This window comes from Spirillospora albida (genome assembly GCF_000718255.1).
Classification (GTDB): Bacteria; Actinomycetota; Actinomycetes; order Streptosporangiales; family Streptosporangiaceae; genus Spirillospora; species Spirillospora albida.
This window is the reverse complement of record NZ_JOFJ01000003.1, coordinates 1-19,304: the sequence shown is the minus strand read 5'-3', so window position 1 is coordinate 19,304 and position 19,304 is coordinate 1. Positions and strand designations below refer to the sequence as shown.

The window sequence follows — 19,304 nt, the reverse complement described above, 5'->3', positions numbered from 1 at the left end:
TCGGGTGGCGAGCGTCACGCCGGGAACGCGTGACGAGCTAACTTACGGTCGCGTAACCTACGAGAGCGTAAGTTATTGCGAGGAGGTGCGCTCCATGACCAGCGTGACGGACCAGTCCGAGGCACCGTCGCCGACCCGGCCGCGGCTGCGCGGCTGGCTGCATCTCGGCGCGTTCCCCGCGGTGCTGGTCGCCGGGCTCGTCCTGGTCGCGTTCGGCCCGACCCTGCAGGCGCGGCTGGCCTCGACCATCTACGTCGCCACGTCCGCCCTGCTTTTCGGCATCTCCGGCACCTACCACCGGCAGCGGTCCCTGCGCGTCATCGAGGTGCTCCGCCGCTTCGACCACGCCAACATCTACCTGATCATCGCGGGCACCTACACGCCGTTCGCCGTGCTCGCGATGGACGGCGGCGCCCGCGTCGCCGTCCTCGCCATCGTCTGGACCGGCGCCATCGCCGGGGTGGTGTTCCGGACGACGTGGATCGGCGCCCCGCGCGCGCTCTACGTCACCCTCTACATCGTCCTCGGCTGGGTGGCCGTCTTCTTCATGCCCCAGTTCCTGGACGGCGCGGGCGTCGCGGCCTGCGTCATGGTCGCGCTCGGCGGAGTCGCCTACAGCGTCGGCGGCGTGATCTACGGCCTGCGCAAGCCCGATCCCATCCCGCACTGGTTCGGGTTCCACGAGGTCTTCCACGCCTGCACGCTCGCCGCGTACATCCTGCAGTACATCGCGGTGTCGCTGGTGGTCTACCGGGCGGGCTGACCCGGCCTCGCTCGCCGCCGTGCGGGGCGGGTGCCCGAGGTCACGCGGCGGCCGCCCCCCGGCGGTCACACGGGCCGTCCGGTCATGGCACCCTTAGACGACGGTATGACGGCAGGGTCCGACGCAGGGAGAGCATGGTGCGGCGCTGGGATGGCCTCGACGAGGTTCCCGCCGATTGGGGCCGATCCGTGGTCACCATCGGCGTGTTCGACGGTGTGCACCGCGGTCATCAGCGGATCGTGGGCGCCGCGGCCGCCGAGGCCCACCGGCGCGGGCTGCGGTCCGTGGCGATCACCTTCGACCCCCACCCGGACGAGGTCGTCCGGCCGGGCACCCATCCGCCGCTGCTGGCGAGCACCAGGCGCCGGATCGAGCTGCTGGAGGGCCTCGGCACCGACGCGGTCGTCGTGGTCCCGTTCACCCTCGAGCTGTCGAAGGTGCCGCCGGACGAGTTCGTCCAGTCCGTGCTTGTCGAGCGGCTGCACGCGGCGCACGTGATCGTGGGCGAGGACTTCCGGTTCGGGCACCGCGCCAAGGGCGACGTCGCGCTGCTGCGGGAGCTCGGCGAGAAGTACGACTTCACCGCCGAGGGGATGCCGCTCGTCGCGGACGGCGGCACCATCTCGTCCAGCTTCATCCGGGCCCGCCTGGAGGAGGGCGACGTCGCCGGCGCCGCGCAGGCCCTCGGCCGTCCGCACCGCGTCGAGGGCGTGGTCGTGCGCGGCCATCAGCGGGGACGGGCGCTCGGGTTCCCCACCGCGAACCTGGAGACGCTGCCGCACACCGCGGTCCCGGCCGACGGCGTGTACGGCGGCTGGCTGGTGTGCGACTCCGACCGCTACCCGGCCTTCCGCTGGCCCGCAGCGATCTCCATCGGGACGAACCCGACGTTCGAGGGCGCGGGGGAGCGGACCGTCGAGGCGTACGCCCTCGACCGCGACGACCTCGACCTGTACGGCGAGCACATGGCGGTCGACTTCGCCGCCCGGATCCGCGACACGCTCAAGTTCGACTCGATCGACGCGCTGATCGAGGAGATGCACCGGGACGTGGCGCGCGCCCGCGAGATCACCGCGGAATGACCCGTCCCGGCGGCGTGCACCGTGCGATCATGGCGGGCTCCGCTTCGTGATCGGGCGGTGGGCGGGCATGGTACGGTGAAGAGTCGCCGGGTAGGGTCCCGGCGCGGACGGCTGCACCCTCATGCGGCCGCCCATCTCTTCACGCACCATGCGGACCCCCTGCGCCCGAGGGCCCGGGATCTGCGGGTGACGATCGCATCGAAGGAGCCACGTGTCGCTCGACACCGCCACCAAGAACAAGATCATCGCCGAGTACGCGACCACTGAGGGTGACACCGGATCCCCGGAGGTCCAGGTCGCGCTGCTCACGCGCCGGATCAACGACCTGACCGAGCACCTCAAGGAGCACAAGCACGACCACCACAGCCGCCGCGGCCTCCTGCTGCTGGTCGGCCGTCGTCGCCGGCTCCTGAAGTACCTGGCCAACAAGGACATCAACCGTTACCGGCAGCTGATCGAGCGCCTCGGTCTGCGCCGCTAGCACGGTGAGGGGGCGGCCCGCCGGGCCGCTCCCTCTCGCATATCGGCCGGAGCGGGCGGGCAGCCCGCCCCCGGCCGCGCCGGACGCCGCGCCCGCCCGAAGGGACGCGTCCGGCGGAGCGGCCGCCCGGTCCGACCGGCCGGCCGTCCAACTGGAGACATGCCTCGCGGACACCGCTGGCGCGGGCCGGTCCTCGGTAGTGGCCTCCGGATCCGCCCGCTTCGGCGGGACGATCCGGACGCTTCGATCGAAGACCGGCAGCGTGACAAGCCACGGGAGACGGCCGCGGGGCCGGACATGGAACCCTGGAGGTTTCCCGTGACAGAAGCCGTACGCATCGACGGCGCCCAGAGCACCGAGGCCGTCATCGACAACGGCGCCTTCGGCACCCGCACGATCCGCTTCGAGACGGGCCGGGTGGCCCGCCAGGCCGGCGGGTCCGCCGTCGCCTACCTCGACGACGAGACGATGGTCCTGTCGGCGACCACCGCGTCGAAGAAGCCCAAGGAGAACCTGGACTTCTTCCCCTTGACCGTGGACGTCGAGGAGCGGATGTACGCCGCCGGGCGCATCCCCGGCTCGTTCTTCCGCCGCGAGGGCCGGCCGTCCGAGGACGCGATCCTCACCTGCCGACTGATCGACCGGCCGCTGCGCCCGTCCTTCACCAAGGGCCTGCGCAACGAGATCCAGGTCGTCGAGACGATCATGGCGCTGCACCCCGACCACCTGTACGACGTCGTCGCGATCAACGCCGCCTCGATGTCCACGCAGCTGGCCGGCCTGCCGTTCTCCGGCCCGATCGGCGGCGTCCGCGTCGCCCTGATCGAGGGCCAGTGGGTCGGCTTCCCGACGCACCCCGAGCTCGAGCGCGCCACGTTCGACATGGTCGTCGCCGGCCGCGTGCTGGAGGACGGCGACGTCGCGATCATGATGGTCGAGGCCGAGTCGACCCGCGACACCCTCAAGCTCGTCGCCGAGGGCGCGACCGCCCCCACCGAGGAGACCGTCGCCCAGGGCCTCGACGCGGCCAAGCCGTTCATCAAGGTGCTGTGCAAGGCGCAGAGCGACCTCGCGGCCGTCGCCGCCAAGCCGACCGCCGAGTACCCGATCTTCCTGGACTACCAGGACGACGTGCTCGAGGCCGTCACCGGCGCCGTCCGCGACGACCTCGCGCAGGCCCTCACCATCGCGGGCAAGCAGGAGCGCGAGTCCCGGCTGGACGAGATCAAGGCCGGTGTCGCCGAGAGGCTCGGCGAGGGCTTCGAGGGCCGCGAGAAGGAGATCTCCGCCGCCTTCCGCGCGCTCACGAAGAAGCTCGTCCGCGAGCGCGTCATCGGCGAGGGGCTGCGCATCGACGGCCGCGGGCCGAAGCACATCCGCCAGCTCACCGCCGAGGCGCACGTCATCCCGCGGGTGCACGGCTCGGCGCTGTTCGAGCGCGGCGAGACGCAGATCCTCGGCGTGACCACGCTCAACATGCTCCGCATGGAGCAGATGATCGACACGCTGAACCCCGAGCGCACCAAGCGCTACATGCACAACTACAACTTCCCGCCGTACTCCACCGGTGAGACGGGCCGCGTCGGCTCGCCGAAGCGCCGCGAGATCGGGCACGGCGCCCTCGCCGAGCGCGCCCTCATCCCGGTGCTGCCGACCCGCGAGGAGTTCCCCTACGCGATCCGGCAGGTGTCGGAGGCGCTCGGCTCCAACGGCTCCACCTCGATGGGCTCGGTCTGCGCGTCCACGATGTCGCTGCTGGACGCGGGCGTCCCGCTGAAGCAGATGGTCGCGGGCATCGCGATGGGCCTCATCCACGAGGGCGGCGAGTACGTCACGCTCACCGACATCCTCGGCGCCGAGGACGCGTTCGGCGACATGGACTTCAAGGTCGCCGGCACCCGCGACGTCATCACCGCGCTGCAGCTCGACACCAAGCTCGACGGCATCCCGGCGTCCGTGCTGGCCGCCGCGCTGAAGCAGGCCAAGGGCGCGCGCCTCGCGATCCTGGACGTCATGCAGGAGGCCATCGAGGCGCCCGCCGAGATGAGCCCGAACGCGCCGCGGATCATCACCATCAAGGTGCCGGTCGACAAGATCGGCGAGGTCATCGGCCCCAAGGGCAAGATGATCAACTCGATCCAGGACGACACCGGTGCCGACATCACGATCGAGGACGACGGCACCATCTACGTCGGCGCCACCGACGGCCCGTCCGCCGAGGCCGCGCGGCAGGCGATCAACGCGATCGCCAACCCGCACATGCCGGAGGTCGGCGAGCGCTACCTCGGCACCGTCGTGAAGACGACCACGTTCGGGGCGTTCGTGTCGCTGCTGCCCGGCAAGGACGGCCTGCTGCACGTCTCGCAGATCCGCAAGCTGCACGGCGGCGCCCGGATCGAGAACGTCGAGGACGTCATCAGCGTCGGCGCGAAGATCCAGGTCGAGGTCACCGAGATCGACCAGCGCGGCAAGCTGTCGCTGGTCCCGGTCGAGGTCGTCGAGCGGGAGGCCGCGGAGAAGGGCGGCGACGGTGACGCCCCGGCGGCCGCCGCCCCCTCGGACACGGCCGAGAAGTCCGACGACGACGGCGAGTCCCGCGCCCCGCGCCGCCGCCGCACCCGCACCCGCGGTAGCGACGACGCCGGCCAGCGCAACACCTGATCCGGTCTCCGCCGACCGGCCTGCCCTCAGCGGGCAGGCCGGTCGGCCGCTTTTTCCCCGATCTTCCTCACGACGGGATGTGAGTCACACGTGACCCTGCCGGCGCGGGCGCAGGAGCCCGGCACCACCACCACGATCCACACCGACGGTGCCGGCACGGTCCGCCGGACCGTGCTGCACGGCGGGCTCCGCGTGATCACCGAGACGCTGCCGACCGTCCGGTCCGCGGCGTTCGGCATCTGGGCCGCGGTCGGCTCCCGCGACGAGGCCGTCGCCGACGCGGGAGCCAGCCACTACCTCGAGCACGTCCTGTTCAAGGGCACGGAGCGGCGCAGCGCCCTGGAGATCTCCGCCGCGGTCGACGCGGTCGGCGGCGACCTCAACGCGTTCACCGCCAAGGAGTACACCTGCTACTACGCGCGGGTGCTGGACGCCGACCTGCCCCTCGCCGTCGACGTCGTCTCGGACATGGTCGCCGCGTCCCTGAACCGCCCCGAGGACGTCGAGGCCGAACGCGGCGTCATCCTCGAAGAGATCCACATGCGGGACGACGACCCCGGCGACCTCATCCACGACGAGTTCGCCCTCGCCCTCTACGGCGACACCCCGCTGGGCCGTCCGATCCTCGGCACCGAGGAGTCGATCAACACCCTTTCGCGCGACCGGATCCACGGCTACTACCGGGAGCACTACGTCCCGTCCGAACTCGTCGTGTCCGCCGCCGGGAACGTCGACCACGACGAGGTCGTCGGCCTCGTGTCCCGCGCCTGGGCCGGCCGCCTCACCGGCGACGCCCCGCCCGCGCCGCCCCGCCTGGACGGCGCGCCCGCGCCCGTCACGCCGACCACCCGCGTCCTCGACAAGGACACCGAGCAGGCCCACATCGTCCTCGGCTCCGCCGGTGTGGCCCGCACCGACGACCGCCGCTTCGCGCTCGGCGTCCTCAACGCCGCCCTCGGCGGCGGCATGTCGTCCCGGCTGTTCCAGGAGATCCGCGAGAAGCGCGGCCTCGCCTACTCCGTCTACAGCTACACCGCCCAGTACGCCGACTCCGGCATCTTCGGCGTCTACGCCGGCTGCCAGCCGGGCAAGGTCGACGAGGTCCTGTCGATCTGCCGGGACGAGGTCGCGAAGGCCGTCGACGGCATCACCGACGAGGAACTCGTGCGCGGCAAGGGCCAGCTGCGCGGCACGATGGTCCTCGGCCTGGAGGACACCGGCTCCCGCATGAGCCGCATCGGCAAGAGCGAACTCGTCTACGAGTCCCTCCTCCCCGTGAACGACGTCCTCGCCCGCATCGACGCCGTCACCCTCGACGACGTGCGCGCCGTGGCCCGCGACGTCCTCGCCGCGCCGCAGGCCCTCACCGTCATCGGCCCGGTCGGCGACCACGACTTCGCCGCCTGACCGGTAGGCTCGGCGGACATGAGCCGGGAGGACAACGTGATCAAGGTTGGGGTGCTGGGCGCGCAGGGCCGGATGGGCGCCGAGGTGTGCCGGGCCGTGCAGGGCGCCGACGACACCGAACTCGTCGCCGCCGTCGACCAGGGCGACCCGCTCGACGCGCTGACCGCCGCCGACGTCGTCGTCGACTTCACCCATCCCGACGTCGTCATGCACAACCTCGAATGGTGCGTGAAGAGCGGGCTGCACGCCGTCGTCGGCACCACCGGCTTCGACCCGCACCGCATCGACGCCGTCCGCTCGTGGCTGACCGACGACGCGTCCGGGAACGTCCTCATCGCCCCGAACTTCGGGATCGGCGCCGTCCTGATGATGCACTTCGCGCAGAAGGCCGCCCCGTACTTCGAGTCCGTCGAGATCGTCGAGACGCACCACCCGAAGAAGGCCGACGCCCCGTCCGGCACCGCCTACCGCACCGCCGAGCTCGTCGCCGCCGCCCGCGCCGAGGCGGGCACCGCCCTGTCCCCGGACGCGACGACGTCCGAGATCCCTGGCGCCCGCGGGGCCGACGTCGACGGCGTTCGCGTCCACGCCGTCCGGATGTCCGGCTCGATCGCCCATCAGGAGGTCATCCTGGGCGGCCACGGCGAGCTGTTCACGATCCGGCACGACGCGATGAACCGCGAGTCGTTCATGCCGGGGGTCCTCCTCGCCGTCCGCAAGGTCCCCGCCCTTCCCGGGCTCACCCTCGGCATCGAGTCGCTCCTCGGCCTGTGATGGACTTCGCGGCCGACCCCTGGGACTACCTGGAGGCGTCCGAGGCGATCGACCTGGAGCACCCGCTGGTCCAGTCGATCGCCGCCGGTCTGCGCACCGGCGACGACATCGCCTACGCGCACGCCGCCTTCGACCACGTCCGCGACGAGGTGGCCCACTCGATGGACGCCGGCGACCCCCGCGTCACCTGGCGCGCGTCCGACGTCCTGACCCACCGGGTGGGCCTCTGCTACGCGAAGTCCCACGCCTACACGGCGCTCCTCCGCGCCGGCGGCATCCAGGCGGGCCTCTGCTACCAAGAGGTGTCCGGCGTCCTGCACGGCCTGACGGCGGCCCTCATCGACGACCGCTGGGTCCTGCTCGACCCTCGCGGCAACAACGCGGACGTCAGCGTCGAGTTCTCCGCCTCCGAGCACGCCCTGGCCTACCCGGACCTCCCGGTGCTCCCCACGGTCCACGCGGCTCCTCCCGGCCCCGTCCTAAATGCCCTGAAGGCGATGCGGGACGCCACGACCTCCCCGCTCCCCACCACCGTCTAACGCGATGACCACGAACGATCGCCGGCTTGGTGACCCGGCCCGGGACTGAGGACGACCGACCGGCGGTGCCGTTCACGCCGTACCCGGGCACGCTGAGTAGTCGGCACACCCGGCGGCCGGTTGTTCGCGTTGTGCCACCGCGGACACGCTTGCGGCTCCCCGCCGGCCGAACCATGACCCGGCCCGGGTCTCCAAGATCCGTGGAGATATCGCATGAGAGATGTGGGCTTCGGCACCGGCAAAGTGGTCGTGAACCGGGCGATGTCGCTGGACGGCTTCATCGCCGGCCCCGGCCACGCGATGGACTGGATCGCCGAGTATCTGACCGCGGCCGAGGTCCCGGAGGTCATGGCGGCCACGGGCGCGATGCTCGTCGGCCGGGGCACGTACGAGGTCGCCAAGCGTATGGCCGACCAGGACACCCCCTACGACGGGGGAGCGCAGTTCGTCCTCACGCACAAGCCTCCCGAGGAGCCGGATCCCACCGTCACCTTCCTCACCTGTGGACTCGAGGAAGCCGTCGCCACGGCACGCAGCGCCGCGGGCTCGTCGACGAGATTCTGGTGTACGTCCTGCCGGTGCTCCTGGGCGACGGCGTCCGCTTCTCGCCTCCAAGCCTCGGCAGGATCGACCTGGACTAGGGCCTGTTCGTAGTTCTGATCAGTTGCCGCTGGTCACGATTGAGTGACTCGCTCACACCGGGGCGGGAGCGGGCTGTACCACCGGCTGTATGACGCGCGGTGATGTGACCGATACGGAATGGGAACTACCGGCAGCCCGTGGCGGGACGTGCCCGCCACCTACGGCAACTGGTCGACGATCTATGACCGGTTCCGGGCCTGGGCATGCCAGGGCGTCTTCGAGAACGGGGGTCTTCTCCCGAACGTGACCCCAGGGCCAAAGTAGCTGCGTGATCAGTCACGGTTGCGGTTCGTGGTCATCACGGGTCGGCAGTACTGCGCGGTAGCCCATCTCCGGCGTTCGAGGGTGTTCCCGACCCGGGGGCCGATCAGGCGAATGGGGCGGATGTGCGGCGTGAATGGGAGCCGGAAGAGCTGGTTGAGGCGTGGACGCTGCTGGATGGCGACTGGGAGTTGGTGGCCAACAAGACCGGCGCGACGCGGCTGGGGTTCTGTCTGCTGCTGAAGTTCTTCGAGCTGGAGGCGCGGTTCCCGCGGCACGCCGGTGAGATCCCCAAGGCTGCGGTGGAGTACGTCGCCGGGCAGGTCAAGGTCGATCCGGTGGTGTTCGCCGACTACCAGTGGTCGGGCAGCACGATCAAGTATCACCGCAAGCAGGTCCGGGAGGCGTTGGGGTTCCGGGAGTCGACCCGGGTCGATGAGGATGAGCTGATCGAGTGGCTGGCGGCGGAGATCTGTCCGATGGTGCTGACCGATGAGGGGGTGCGGTCGGCGCTGTTGGCGCGGTGCCGCAAGCTGCGGATCGAGCCGCCGGGCCGGATCGAGCGGATCGTGCGGTCGTGCCGGGCGCGGTTCGAGCGGTCGTTCTGTGAGCAGGTGACGGCGCGGCTGTCGGCCGGGTCGGTCACGGCGCTGCTGGAGCTGGCCAAGGGCATCGATGGGTTCCTGGCGGAGCTGAAGTCCGATCCGGGGCGGCTGGGGCTGGAGACGCTGCTGGAGGAGATCGTCAAGCTGCGGCGGGCCAAGGCGATCGGGTTGCCGGCCGATGTGTTCGGCGGGTTCTCCGAGCGGCTGGTGGCGTCCTGGCGGGCGCGGGCGATGGCCTCGCACCCTTCTGATTTCGCCGCCAATCCCGAGCCGGTGCGGTTGACGCTGTTGGCGGCGCTGGCGTGGAGCCGGACCGCTGAGATCACCGACGCGCTGGTGGATCTGCTGATCGGGCTGATCGGCAAGATCAATACCAAGGCGGAGCGGAAGGTCGAGCAGGCGATGTTCGCCGAGGCCAAGAAGGTGCACGGCAAGACCGCCAAGCTGTACTCGATCGCCGAGGCGGCGCTGCAGGCCCCCGATGACACCGTGCGCAAGGTGGTGTTCCCGACGGTCGGGGAGGGGACGCTGCGCGCCCTGGTCGCCGAGGCCAAGGCTGACGCCAAGACCTACCAGGCGCGGGTGCGGACGGTGCTGACCAGCTCCTACTCCTCCTATTACCGGCGGATGCTGCCCAAGCTGCTGGCGGCGATTGAGTTCAAGTGCAACAACACCGCCTACCGGCCGGTGATGGACGCGCTGGATCTTTTGGCCCGCTACGCCGACGTGCCGAACAAGGTCCGCCACTTCGACGGCTCGGACCGGGTGCCGGTCAAGGGTGTGGTCCGGGACGCCTGGCTGGAGGCGGTCGTGGACTCAGACGGGGTGATCGAGCGGGTCTCCTACGAGCTGTGCGTGCTGGTGGCGCTGAAGAACGCGCTGCGCCGCCGGGAGATCTACGTGCACGGCGCGACCCGGTGGCGCAACCCGGAGGAGGACTTGCCGGCCGACTTCGAGGAGAACCGCGACGTGCACTACGAGAACCTGCGCCAGCCGCTGGATCCGGCCGAGTTCATCGCGAACCTGCAGGCGGCCATGCGCGCCTCGATGGAGCAGGCCGCGGCCGCGATCGGGCGCAAACGCTCGGGCGGCACCAAGGTGAAGACCCATCGCGGCGAGCCCCGCTGGCATGTCTCGGACCTGGGCAAGCTGGCCACCCCCGACAACCTCAAGGCGCTGCACGCCGAGGTGCAGGCCCGGTGGGGCGTGATCGACCTGCTGGACTTCCTCAAGGAGTCGGACTTCGTCACCCAGTTCACCGACGCGTTCTCCACGGTCGCGACTCGGGAGAACACCCCGCGGGAGGTGATCCGCAAGCGGCTGCTGCTGGTGCTGTACGCGCTGGGCACCAACATCGGCATCAAGCGCGTCGCCGACGGCGGCAAGCACGGCGAGACCGAGGCCGCGCTGCGCGCCACCCGGTACCTGTTCGTCAACCGCGACAACCTGCGCAACGCGATCGCGACCCTGGTCAACGCCACCCTGCGGATGCGCGACGAGGCGTGGTGGGGCACCGGGACGGCGTGCGCGAGCGACGCCAAGAAGTTCGGGTCGTGGTCCTCGAACCTGATGACCGAGTACCACGTCCGCTACGGCGGCCACGGCGTGATGATCTACTGGCACGTCGAACGCAAGTCCGTGTGCGTGTACTCCCAGCTGAAGTCGTGCTCGGCGTCGGAGGTGTCGGCGATGATCGAGGGCGTGCTGCGGCACTGCACCGACGCGACCATCGACCGGCAGTACACCGACACCCACGGCCAGAACCTGGTCGGGTTCGCCTTCTCCCACCTGCTGGGGTTCAAGCTGCTGCCGCGGATGAAGAACGTCGCCCACCAGAAGCTGGTGCGCGTCGAGGCCGGCGAGCCGGTGCCGGACGTCCTGGCGGGCATGGTGGCCGACCGGGCGATCGACTGGGAGCTGATCGCCCAGCAGTACGACCAGATGGTCAAGTACGCCACCGCGCTGAAGCTGCGCACCGGCGAGGCCGAGCAGGTGCTGCGCCGCTTCACCCGCGGCGGTCCCAAGCACCCCACCTACCGCGCCATCGAGGAGGTCGGCCGCGCGGTCAAGAGCGTGTTCATCGCCGAGTACATGGCGTCTGAGCAGCTGCGCCGCGAGATCCACGAGGGCCTGCAGGTGGTGGAGAACTGGAACTCGGCCAACGCCGACCTGTTCTACGGCAAGGCCGGCACCATCGGCGGCGTCGACCGCGAGAACCAGGAGGTGTCGATGCTGGCGCTGCATCTGCTGCAGTCGGCGCTGGTGTTCGTCAACACCGTCCTGGTCCAGTCGGTGCTGAAGGACCCGGCCTGGGCGGGCCGGCTCACCGACGCCGACCGCCGCGCCCTGTCGCCGCTGTTCTGGTCGCACGCCAACCTGTACGGCACCATCTCCATCGACATGGACACCCACCTGGATCTGGGGCTGGTGGCCTGAGTCCCATTGCGGCTATCGCAGCGCGAACTCTTGGCGGCGCGGTGGGGGGTGTCCTTCACCGCGGTCTCGCCGGCCCACGGGTCGAGTCTGGTGAGGAAGTCGCGTAGGTAGTTCAGGCTGCGGGCGCTGGCGACGCGCAGGATGTTGCCTTCCTGCACTCGGGCGCGGGCGCGGGCGTCGATCTGGTGGAGGATCTCCCGGCGGAGGGCCTAATGACGAGCTTCCATGGTCGCCAAATTTTACTTACGCCCGGCTTACGCATCCTTGACCGATTGCTACCTTGAAGCAACATTCGGTGGTCGCGCAGCAGCGTGGCCACCTCCCCAGCGCGCGCCCTTAGCCAGTCGAGCACGGGGCCGCGCCTCTCTCATCACGTGCACAAGGAGCCTTTGTGGGTTCGTCTCTTCAGCATGCCCGCACACGGGTGCTGGCGCTGGCCACCGCGCTGGTGGTGGCCGCCGCATGCCTGGCCGCGCTGGCCGCGCCGGGTCAGGTGGCCCAAGCCGACACCGGCACCACCCAGCAGGGCAACAGCGGGCAGTTCGTGTCGTTGCCGCTGGTCGGCATTTACGACACGGTGTCCGGGGTGAACGCCCCGGTCGCCGAGATCCCCGCCAACGGGTCGGTGACCGTCCAGGTCGCCGGGAAGGGCGGGGTGCCGGCGTCGGGGGTGTCGGCGGTCGCGCTGAACATCTGGAAGCGCGGCGGGTCCGACGGGTACGGCTACCTGGTGCTGCGGCCCTCGGACAAGCCCTCCACCGCGGTGACGCTGTACTACAACCCCACCGACCACAACTCCACCGACGACCTGATCCGGCTCACCTCCACCGGCAAGCTGACCCTGACCAACACGGGGCCGAACCCGGTTGTCGGCGTACTCCTTGAAGTGCAGAGGTGAGTACGGGTAATCGTGCAGAGTGTCCGTCAGCCGGCGGCGGCCTCGGCTTCGGCTGCTTGCATGCGGTTCTTGAGCCGGTAGCTGGGTCCGTTGATCGCGATGACCTCGCAGTGGTGCAGGAGCCGGTCGAGGATCGCGGTGGCCAGGACCTCGTCGCCGAAGACCTGGCCCCACTCGGAGAAGGCCTTGTTGCTGGTCAGCAGGATCGAGCCCCGCTCGTATCGTTTCGAGATGACCTGGAAGACCAGGTTGGCCTCCTCGCGGGCCAGCGGGAGGTAGCCGACCTCGTCCAGGACCAGGACTTGGGGGCGGGTGTAGACCTTGAGCTTGGAGGTCAGTTTCCCGATCGCGTCGGCGGCCTTGAGCTGGCGGACCATGTCGTCCATGGTGGCGAAGTAGACGCTGTAGCCGGTGCGGCAGGCCGCGACCGCCAGCGCGACGGCCAGGTGGGTCTTGCCGACCCCGGGCGGTCCCAGGAACGCGGCGTTGGCGCGGGCTTCGGCGTAGGCGACGGTGGCCAGATCGCGGACCTTCCTGACGTCCAGGCCGGGCTGGTAGGAGAAGTCGAAGTCCTCGACGGTCTTGTGGTGCGGCATTCCCGACACCCGCAGCGCGTGCCGGATCCGGCGTTCTTCCTTGAGTGCCTGTTCCTCTGCCAGCACCATGTCCAGGAAGTCCAGATAGCCCATCTGGGTGTCGTCGGCGCGGCTGACGAACTCGCCCAGGCTGGCCGCCAGGTGCGGCAGGGTCAGCTTGGCGGCGGTGGCGCGGATCCGGGCGGTGACCAGCTCACTCACGACGAAGGTGTCCTTTTCTCCTGGAAGGTCGGGCTGCAGGCGTGGCTCGGGTGGGGTGCCCGTGGTCAGGTGAACGGGCCGGTGCCGGTGATCTGGTCATAGACCGCCAGCGAACGGCGGCCGACCTGGATGTCGGCGGCGTCGGAACGGGCGAGCAGGAACCCCAGCGCGCCCTGCTGCCGGTGATGCCGCCGCCGGGCCGTCAACTCATCCCCCGGGTCGCCGTGCCCGGTGGTGGTGGTGCGGGTATGCCCGTCGGGCAGCCCGCGCCAGTGCTCGGGATCGACGACGCGGTTACCGCGGCCGGCGGCTCGGGGATGCACCGCCAGCAGCGTGATCCCGTTCTCGTCCGGGACGGTGGCGTGCAGGCTGACCGTCGCCGCCGACGCCCGGACCTCGACCAGCTGCCGATGGAACACCCGGATCGCCGGGACCGAGTAGAGGTTGGCCTCGAACGCCACCAGGCAGTCCTTGCCGACGTGCCGCAGATGCCGGTCGGTGACCAGATAGGGCGTGGCGGGGAGCGGCCGCAGCGCGGCATGGTCGCGGCGTGCCCGGACCCCGATCACCTGGCCGTGCGTGCGGTGCACGGTCCGGCGCCGGACCGGAACCCAGGCCAAGAACGCCCTGTCCAGATCCTGCAGCGAGGAGAACGAGCGGCCCGACAGCACATGGTCGCGGACGATCAGCACCTGCCGCTCCACCCGCCCCTTGCCCGTCGGGCGGTAGGCGGCCAGCACATCGATGTCGAAGTCATAGTGCCCGGCGAACGCCACCGCCTCGGGATGCAGCGGCACCGCCTTGCCCGGCGCGACGTGCCGCCGGACCACGGTCTTGGTCCGGTCATAGACGATCGATCCCGGCACCCCGCCGAAGTGCTCGAACGCCCGCCGATGGCAGGCCCAGAACGTCGCCAGATCCTGGCCGGTGGTGAAACACACGAACGGATCACGCGAATACGACAACGTCATGTGGAAGGAGTAGACCTTCGCGATCCCCGCATGCGCCAAGATCCCGCCCTCATCACCCCAGTCCACCTGCGCCTGCGCGCCCGGCACCACCTCAAACCGGCGATGCAACCGGGACAGCTCCCGCGGCGTGAACCCCAGCTCCTCGGCGATCCGCGGCCGGGCGTCCTGCAGATACAGCTTCACCCGCTGATAAGTGCCCGGGAAGCCGTACTCCTCGACCAGCCGCTCGTGCACGACCGAGGCCTTCAGCAGCAACTCCGCCCGCAGCCACGCGTCGATCACCGGCGCGTACTGCTCGATCATCTGCTTGCGCCGACTCGGCCGCGGAGCCGCCGCCGGAGGCGCCACCGGACCGTCGTCCTCCACATACTTCTTCACCGTGCGCCAGTTCAGCCCGGTCTCCCGAGCGATCTCCGAGATCGACGCCCCCGCGTCCCGCAATGCGCGGAACCGCCGCAGCTCGAGCCACCGCTCGGCCTCCAGCACCACCGCAACCCGCCCCTCACATGATGATCACCATCACCTGGCAGGCTCCAAGATCACCACCCCGGCAAGACCGCCGACACACCGATCATCTCTGCACGTTTACCTGTACCTGGCTCTGCACTGGACCCCGTACACCGACACCGGTGGACGTGCGGATCGCAGTGCGCGGCTACTTCCTGGACGCCTCCGCCACCCAGGCCGCCACCGAGTACCACCCGGTCACCGCGGCCTACCTCTACGACTCCCGCCCCGGAGTCGGCCCGGCCGACGGACCCAAGACCCCGGTGCCGTCCAAGACCCCGATCACCATCCAGGTCAACGGGAAGGCCGGGATCCCCGCCACCGGCGTCGACTCGGTCGCCATCAACATCGCCGCCCTGGGCGCCACCACCAACGCTGGCCTTTCCTTGTGGGCCGACGGGGAGTCCGACCCCACCTCCTCCACCCTGCTCTACACCGCAGGCGAGAACAACAGCCTCACCGATATCGTCCGCGTCGGCACCAACGGACGGATCCGGCTGGTCAACCACGGCGCCAACCCGATCAACGTCGCGATCGCGATCCGCGGCTACTTCAAGAAGACCACCACCACCGACACCGCCGGGGCCGGATTCGAGGCCGTCGAGCCCAAGACGCTGCTGCGCACCGACAGCGGCGTTGGCACCCCCGGCGCCACCACCACCCCGCTGGCCGCTCGTGCATCGCTGACCTTCACCGCCACCTCCGCCACCAGCACCCCGCTGCAGCGGATCTCCGCGGTCGCCGGCAGCCTCACCGCCTACGCCCCCGCCGCCACCGGCTCCCTGTCGATCACCCCCACCGGCGGCACCGAGGCGAAGCTCGGCGCCCTTCAGTTCATGAAGGGCGAGACCAGCCAGCTCACCGACATCGTCCGCCCCGGCACCGACGGCAAGCTGACCATCACCAACCACAGCGACGCCACCGTCCACGTCCAGTACTCCATCCGCGGCTACTTCGTACTGTCTCCTCCCGAAGCAGTCGCGAGGGCCGTCGAAGCCGCCACCGGCACCGAAGACCTCGCCACCGCAGTCACTAGCGATGCCCACAATGTCGCCGTCTCGACGGGCTTGGTACACGTTTCCGGACAGGCGCCCTACGACGAACCAGTGGGAGATGACCCAGCGCTGGAGCAGCCCTCAGCAGAAGAGCTGACGACCGCGGAAGAAGAAGCTGCGGCGGCTGCGGGGGCTGACTCAGCTGCCGATGCTCCTGCCGGAGTTTCCACTGTCGAGGTCCCCCGTGATCCCAATTCTAGGATTTCCATCACCGCCGACAGCGGCCGACTGGAGTTTGGGGTTCCGGCAGTCGGATCGGCAGTCCCTGCCGCTGCTGGGACCGTGGTGTATGACGGTATTCAGAATGGGTTCTCCACCGCAGTGCAGCCCCTCGGTGACGGTGGAGCCCGCATTCTCGTCCACATAGACAACGCGAATTCTCCGACCACGTATCTCTTCCCTGTCGCCCTTCCGGAAGGGGCGAGAATGGATCTAAATGAGGCGGACGGAAGTGTGCGCATCGTCCGGGATGTGACATCCTCGGGCGAATCTCCCGATACTTCGGAGGTCATCGCAGAGGAACTACTCGGCTACATCGCCAAGCCCTGGGCCAAGGACGCCAACGGCCGTACGTGGCCTACCAGCTACACCCTCGAGGGAAGCGCCCTCAAGCTGCACGTAGACCTGACGCCGGTCACCACGGAGGAAGGAACCGTCTCCCCCGCATTCCCGGTGATCGCCGACCCCAAGGTCAGCTTCGGATGGTCCATCTATGTCCGGTGGAGCCGAAACGAATCGCGGACCATCGGCAACAGCACACTGAGCCAGGTCATCGGCGCCCTGGCCAGCGCCGGCTGTGCAGGAAAATGGGTCAAGTCCGCCTGGCAGAAGGTGCTCTGCCTAGCTGCAGTCAATTCAGTAGGGTGGAAAATTCACGAATCATTCAAGAATGCAAGGAACCGCAACGCCTGCCATGAGGTAAAGTTCGACTACGGCGGCGGAATCGATGGCTGGCGTTGGTACACCAGGAACCCCACGTGTAGGTAACCGTCAACATGCCCCCTCCTCTCGCGAGAGGAGGGGGCATGTCTCCCATCCCGGAGGAAGCATGAAGGAAGCTCGCGAAACAATCCTAATATTCCTCAGCGTCGCGGCGATCATGGCCATTGTCAACATCGCCACGGGAAGTCCGCCATTTTCGCAATCATATTTTACCGGTTTGTTGTACATAGCCATAGCCTTGGCGGGCATACTGGCATACCGATGGTGGAGGTCGAAATCGAACAAGAGATCCTCCGGAAGATAGGTGCGTGCGGCCGCTCCAGGTCATCTGGGCGACACACTCCTCGGCATTCGATGCCCAGAAGAATTGGCGCGCGACGGGATGACAAGGGCTCGCGCCCGTTGACGGTGCTGGGGGTGTAACGGCGCCGTATTCACGGTGGGGATACTCGTCAACCCATGACGTCTGCTGGACTGTGGATGATGCGGTGGATGGTGGAACGGCCGACGCTGTCCTCGGTGGCCAGATCCCGTGTGGGTGAGGAATCCAGCAGCGCCCGCTGCGGCAGCCGGTCGTGGATCGACGCTTCCAGCGCCAGCGCCGAGGGGCGCCGCTCGGCGCCCTTGCAGCGGCGCAACACCGGGTCGCCGCCCTCCAGCAGCAGATCGGTGTTGCCCGAATAGCCGGCGTCCCCCGCCGCCTCGGCGGGGATCCCGGCCTGAGTGCATCAGCGGCCGGCACTCCTCCCAGAACATGAGCTGGTCGTGCAGGCCTAAGCTCCGCAGCATCGCGGCCCTAACGTCAGCGGAGAATACGCACTAGACGATTGCGCGAGCTCACCAGCAATCAGCCCCGCCACCTCGAACCAGTACGTGAGCTCAGGCGCGGTCCGCGGCGGCTCCAGCGCGTGCCAGGACCCGGTACACCGTCGCCCGACCGACCGAGAACACCTCCATCAGCTCGGCGATGGTGTACTCGCCGGTGCCGTGCATGCGCACCAGTTCGCTCTGCTGCCGTGCGCTCAGCTTGGGCGCCCGGCCCTTCAGCTTGCCGCGGGAGCGGGCGATGGCCATCCCCTCGCGGGTGCGCATCTTCAACAGGTCGGCCTCGAACTCAGCGAACACCGCCAGCATGTTGAAGAACATCTTCGACATCGGGTCGGCCGGGTCGTAGATGCTGCCACCCAGCGACAGCCGGACACCGCGCTGGACGAGGGTGTCGCCGATATCGCGGGCGTCGGGGACCGAGCGGGCGAGCCGATCCAGTTTCGGAACCACCAGGGTATCGCCGGCGCGGACGGCCGCCAAGGCCTGGCCGAGGCCCGGCCGTTCCCGGTTGGTGCCGGTGAGCCCCTTGTCGAGATAGATCCGATCGTTGGAGACGCCGAGACCGGCGAGAATCTCGGCCTGGGCGGTGAGGTCTTGCAGGACAGTTGAGCACCGTGCGTAGCCGATGAGTTCTCCCACCCGCCCCAGCGTACCGTTTAGGCCCCCTCCACCGGACAGTTTTGCGGACTACCCATGTGAGACTGCGTTGCCGCAGGTCGCGTTCTCGCTCGAAGGCCGGTCACGGTTGTCCGGTGAGCGTTCCTCTAACGGACACCCACAGCGAACCATCTCCGGGCATCACACAGCACTACATGGCGGCTGGGGACACGTTCGGGAGAAGACCGCCGGGCAGAACCTGATGAACGCGATGATCAGCCAGGCGGCGGCCCGCGGCGATGTCGACCTGAGCCTGGTCAGCGTGGACTCCAGCACCTCCCGCGCGCATCACCACGCCGCCGGGATGAGGGTCGCACCCGAACGCCTCCAGGAGCTGGAGCGGGCCGTGGCCGAGGAAAAGGGGCTGCGCCAAAGGGGCAAACCGGGCCCGTAGAACAGCAGCCCGAGGACGCGCCCGATCCCGTGCGGGAGCGGCGGCGCCGGATACGCCGCCGCCGCAGGGCCCGGCTGAAGGCCGCCGCCCTCGGCCGGTCCCGGGGCGGCCTGACCAGCAAGATCCACCTGTCGGCCGACCGGCGCTGCCGTCCGCTGTCGCTGATACTCACCCCCGGGCAGGCCGCCGACAGCCCCCGTTTCATCCCCGTAATGGACAAGATCCGGGTGCGCGGGCCGGTCGGCCGCCCCCGCACCCGGCCGCGCGCGGCCGCCGGCGACAAGGCCTACTCCTCCCGCGCCAACCGCAGCTACCTGCGCAGACGCCACATCAAGGCGGTGATCCCAGAGAAGGCCGACCAGGCCGCCAACCGCAAGAAGAAGGGACGGCGCGGCGGACGTCCGGTCAGCCACGACGCCGAGCTCTACACCGACCGAAACACCGTCGAACGCTGCATCAACAAGTTCAAGGAATGGCGAGGGCTGGCCACCCGCTACGACAAAACCCCCGAAAGCTACGAGGCCGGACTCCACCTGCGCGGAGCCATCATCTGGCTGCGCAGCCTCCCATCCCCCTCATGATCTGAACTACGAACAGGCCCTAG

At 69.3% G+C, this 19,304-nt stretch carries 17 protein-coding genes and 1 pseudogene; 14 read left to right on the top strand and 4 right to left on the bottom strand.

Translation table 11 applies throughout. The features are described 5' to 3' along the window. Window positions 1–94: 94 nt before the first annotated feature. From trhA to IE99_RS0104535, 11 genes are all read left to right on the top strand, one after another. Window positions 95–763, top strand: coding sequence for a PAQR family membrane homeostasis protein TrhA (trhA, locus tag IE99_RS0104580; RefSeq protein ID WP_030164040.1), 669 nt, complete (start codon window positions 95–97; stop codon window positions 761–763). Between the two features lie 137 nt (window positions 764–900). Next, the gene (locus tag IE99_RS0104575; protein WP_030164038.1) at window positions 901–1,845 is read left to right on the top strand and encodes a bifunctional riboflavin kinase/FAD synthetase; all 945 of its coding nucleotides are present in this window, start codon (window positions 901–903) and stop codon (window positions 1,843–1,845) included. Between the two features lie 211 nt (window positions 1,846–2,056). Beyond that, window positions 2,057–2,326, top strand: coding sequence for a 30S ribosomal protein S15 (gene rpsO / locus IE99_RS0104570; RefSeq protein ID WP_030164035.1), 270 nt, complete (start codon window positions 2,057–2,059; stop codon window positions 2,324–2,326). A 336-nt stretch (window positions 2,327–2,662) separates the two neighbouring features. Then, a complete protein-coding gene (locus IE99_RS0104565; protein ID WP_030164032.1) occupies window positions 2,663–4,987 on the top strand; it encodes a polyribonucleotide nucleotidyltransferase in 2,325 nt (774 codons plus the stop codon). A gap of 90 nt (window positions 4,988–5,077) precedes the next feature. Then, a complete protein-coding gene (locus tag IE99_RS0104560) occupies window positions 5,078–6,394 on the top strand; it encodes a M16 family metallopeptidase (RefSeq protein WP_030164030.1) in 1,317 nt (438 codons plus the stop codon). Between the two features lie 18 nt (window positions 6,395–6,412). Further along, window positions 6,413–7,168 (top strand): 4-hydroxy-tetrahydrodipicolinate reductase, encoded by a 756-nt coding sequence (gene dapB / locus IE99_RS0104555; RefSeq protein ID WP_245623060.1) that lies wholly within the window; start codon window positions 6,413–6,415, stop codon window positions 7,166–7,168. Then, entirely contained in the window at window positions 7,168–7,707 is a 540-nt protein-coding gene (locus tag IE99_RS0104550) for a transglutaminase-like domain-containing protein (protein ID WP_030164026.1), read from the top strand. The genes dapB and IE99_RS0104550 overlap by 1 nt, the downstream gene beginning before the upstream one ends. Before the next feature lie 213 nt (window positions 7,708–7,920). Next, window positions 7,921–8,361, top strand: coding sequence for a dihydrofolate reductase family protein (locus IE99_RS28840; protein WP_245623059.1), 441 nt, complete (start codon window positions 7,921–7,923; stop codon window positions 8,359–8,361). 105 nt (window positions 8,362–8,466) lie between these two features. Next, window positions 8,467–8,613 carry a transposase gene (locus IE99_RS33625; protein WP_084219290.1) on the top strand — a complete coding sequence of 49 codons (147 nt, stop codon included), beginning with the start codon at window positions 8,467–8,469 and terminating at the stop codon, window positions 8,611–8,613. Window positions 8,614–8,735: 122 nt separating this feature from the next. Beyond that, a complete protein-coding gene (locus tag IE99_RS0104540; RefSeq protein WP_030164024.1) occupies window positions 8,736–11,651 on the top strand; it encodes a Tn3 family transposase in 2,916 nt (971 codons plus the stop codon). Between the two features lie 391 nt (window positions 11,652–12,042). Further along, window positions 12,043–12,549, top strand: a complete 507-nt coding sequence (locus tag IE99_RS0104535) for a hypothetical protein (RefSeq protein WP_157610059.1) — start codon at window positions 12,043–12,045, stop codon at window positions 12,547–12,549. Window positions 12,550–12,575: 26 nt separating this feature from the next. On the opposite strand, the gene istB is transcribed toward IE99_RS0104535, so the two are convergent. Together istB and istA are read right to left on the bottom strand one after the other, a co-directional pair. Continuing rightward, on the bottom strand, window positions 12,576–13,346 hold the full coding sequence (gene istB / locus IE99_RS0104530; RefSeq protein ID WP_030164020.1) for an IS21-like element helper ATPase IstB: 771 nt from the start codon (window positions 13,344–13,346) through the stop codon (window positions 12,576–12,578). A 65-nt stretch (window positions 13,347–13,411) separates the two neighbouring features. Next, window positions 13,412–14,806 (bottom strand): IS21 family transposase, encoded by a 1,395-nt coding sequence (gene istA, locus IE99_RS0104525; protein ID WP_030164017.1) that lies wholly within the window; start codon window positions 14,804–14,806, stop codon window positions 13,412–13,414. 140 nt (window positions 14,807–14,946) lie between these two features. Between istA and IE99_RS0104520 the strand changes: the two genes are divergently transcribed. After that, complete coding sequence (locus IE99_RS0104520) at window positions 14,947–16,866, top strand: hypothetical protein (protein ID WP_030164014.1); 1,920 nt, start codon at window positions 14,947–14,949, stop codon at window positions 16,864–16,866. A 407-nt stretch (window positions 16,867–17,273) separates the two neighbouring features. On the opposite strand, the gene IE99_RS32585 is transcribed toward IE99_RS0104520, so the two are convergent. Both IE99_RS32585 and IE99_RS0104510 read right to left on the bottom strand, forming a co-directional pair. Continuing rightward, window positions 17,274–17,462 carry a hypothetical protein gene (locus IE99_RS32585; RefSeq protein ID WP_030164011.1) on the bottom strand — a complete coding sequence of 63 codons (189 nt, stop codon included), beginning with the start codon at window positions 17,460–17,462 and terminating at the stop codon, window positions 17,274–17,276. Between the two features lie 238 nt (window positions 17,463–17,700). Beyond that, complete coding sequence (locus IE99_RS0104510; protein WP_030164009.1) at window positions 17,701–18,288, bottom strand: recombinase family protein; 588 nt, start codon at window positions 18,286–18,288, stop codon at window positions 17,701–17,703. A 220-nt stretch (window positions 18,289–18,508) separates the two neighbouring features. On the opposite strand from IE99_RS0104510, the gene IE99_RS33620 reads away from it, so the two are divergent. Then, window positions 18,509–18,700, top strand: coding sequence for a hypothetical protein (locus tag IE99_RS33620; RefSeq protein WP_169744394.1), 192 nt, complete (start codon window positions 18,509–18,511; stop codon window positions 18,698–18,700). A 41-nt stretch (window positions 18,701–18,741) separates the two neighbouring features. After that, window positions 18,742–19,281, top strand: a pseudogene (locus IE99_RS30970) (IS5 family transposase); the annotation flags it as partial. Between the last annotated feature and the right edge of the window lie 23 nt (window positions 19,282–19,304).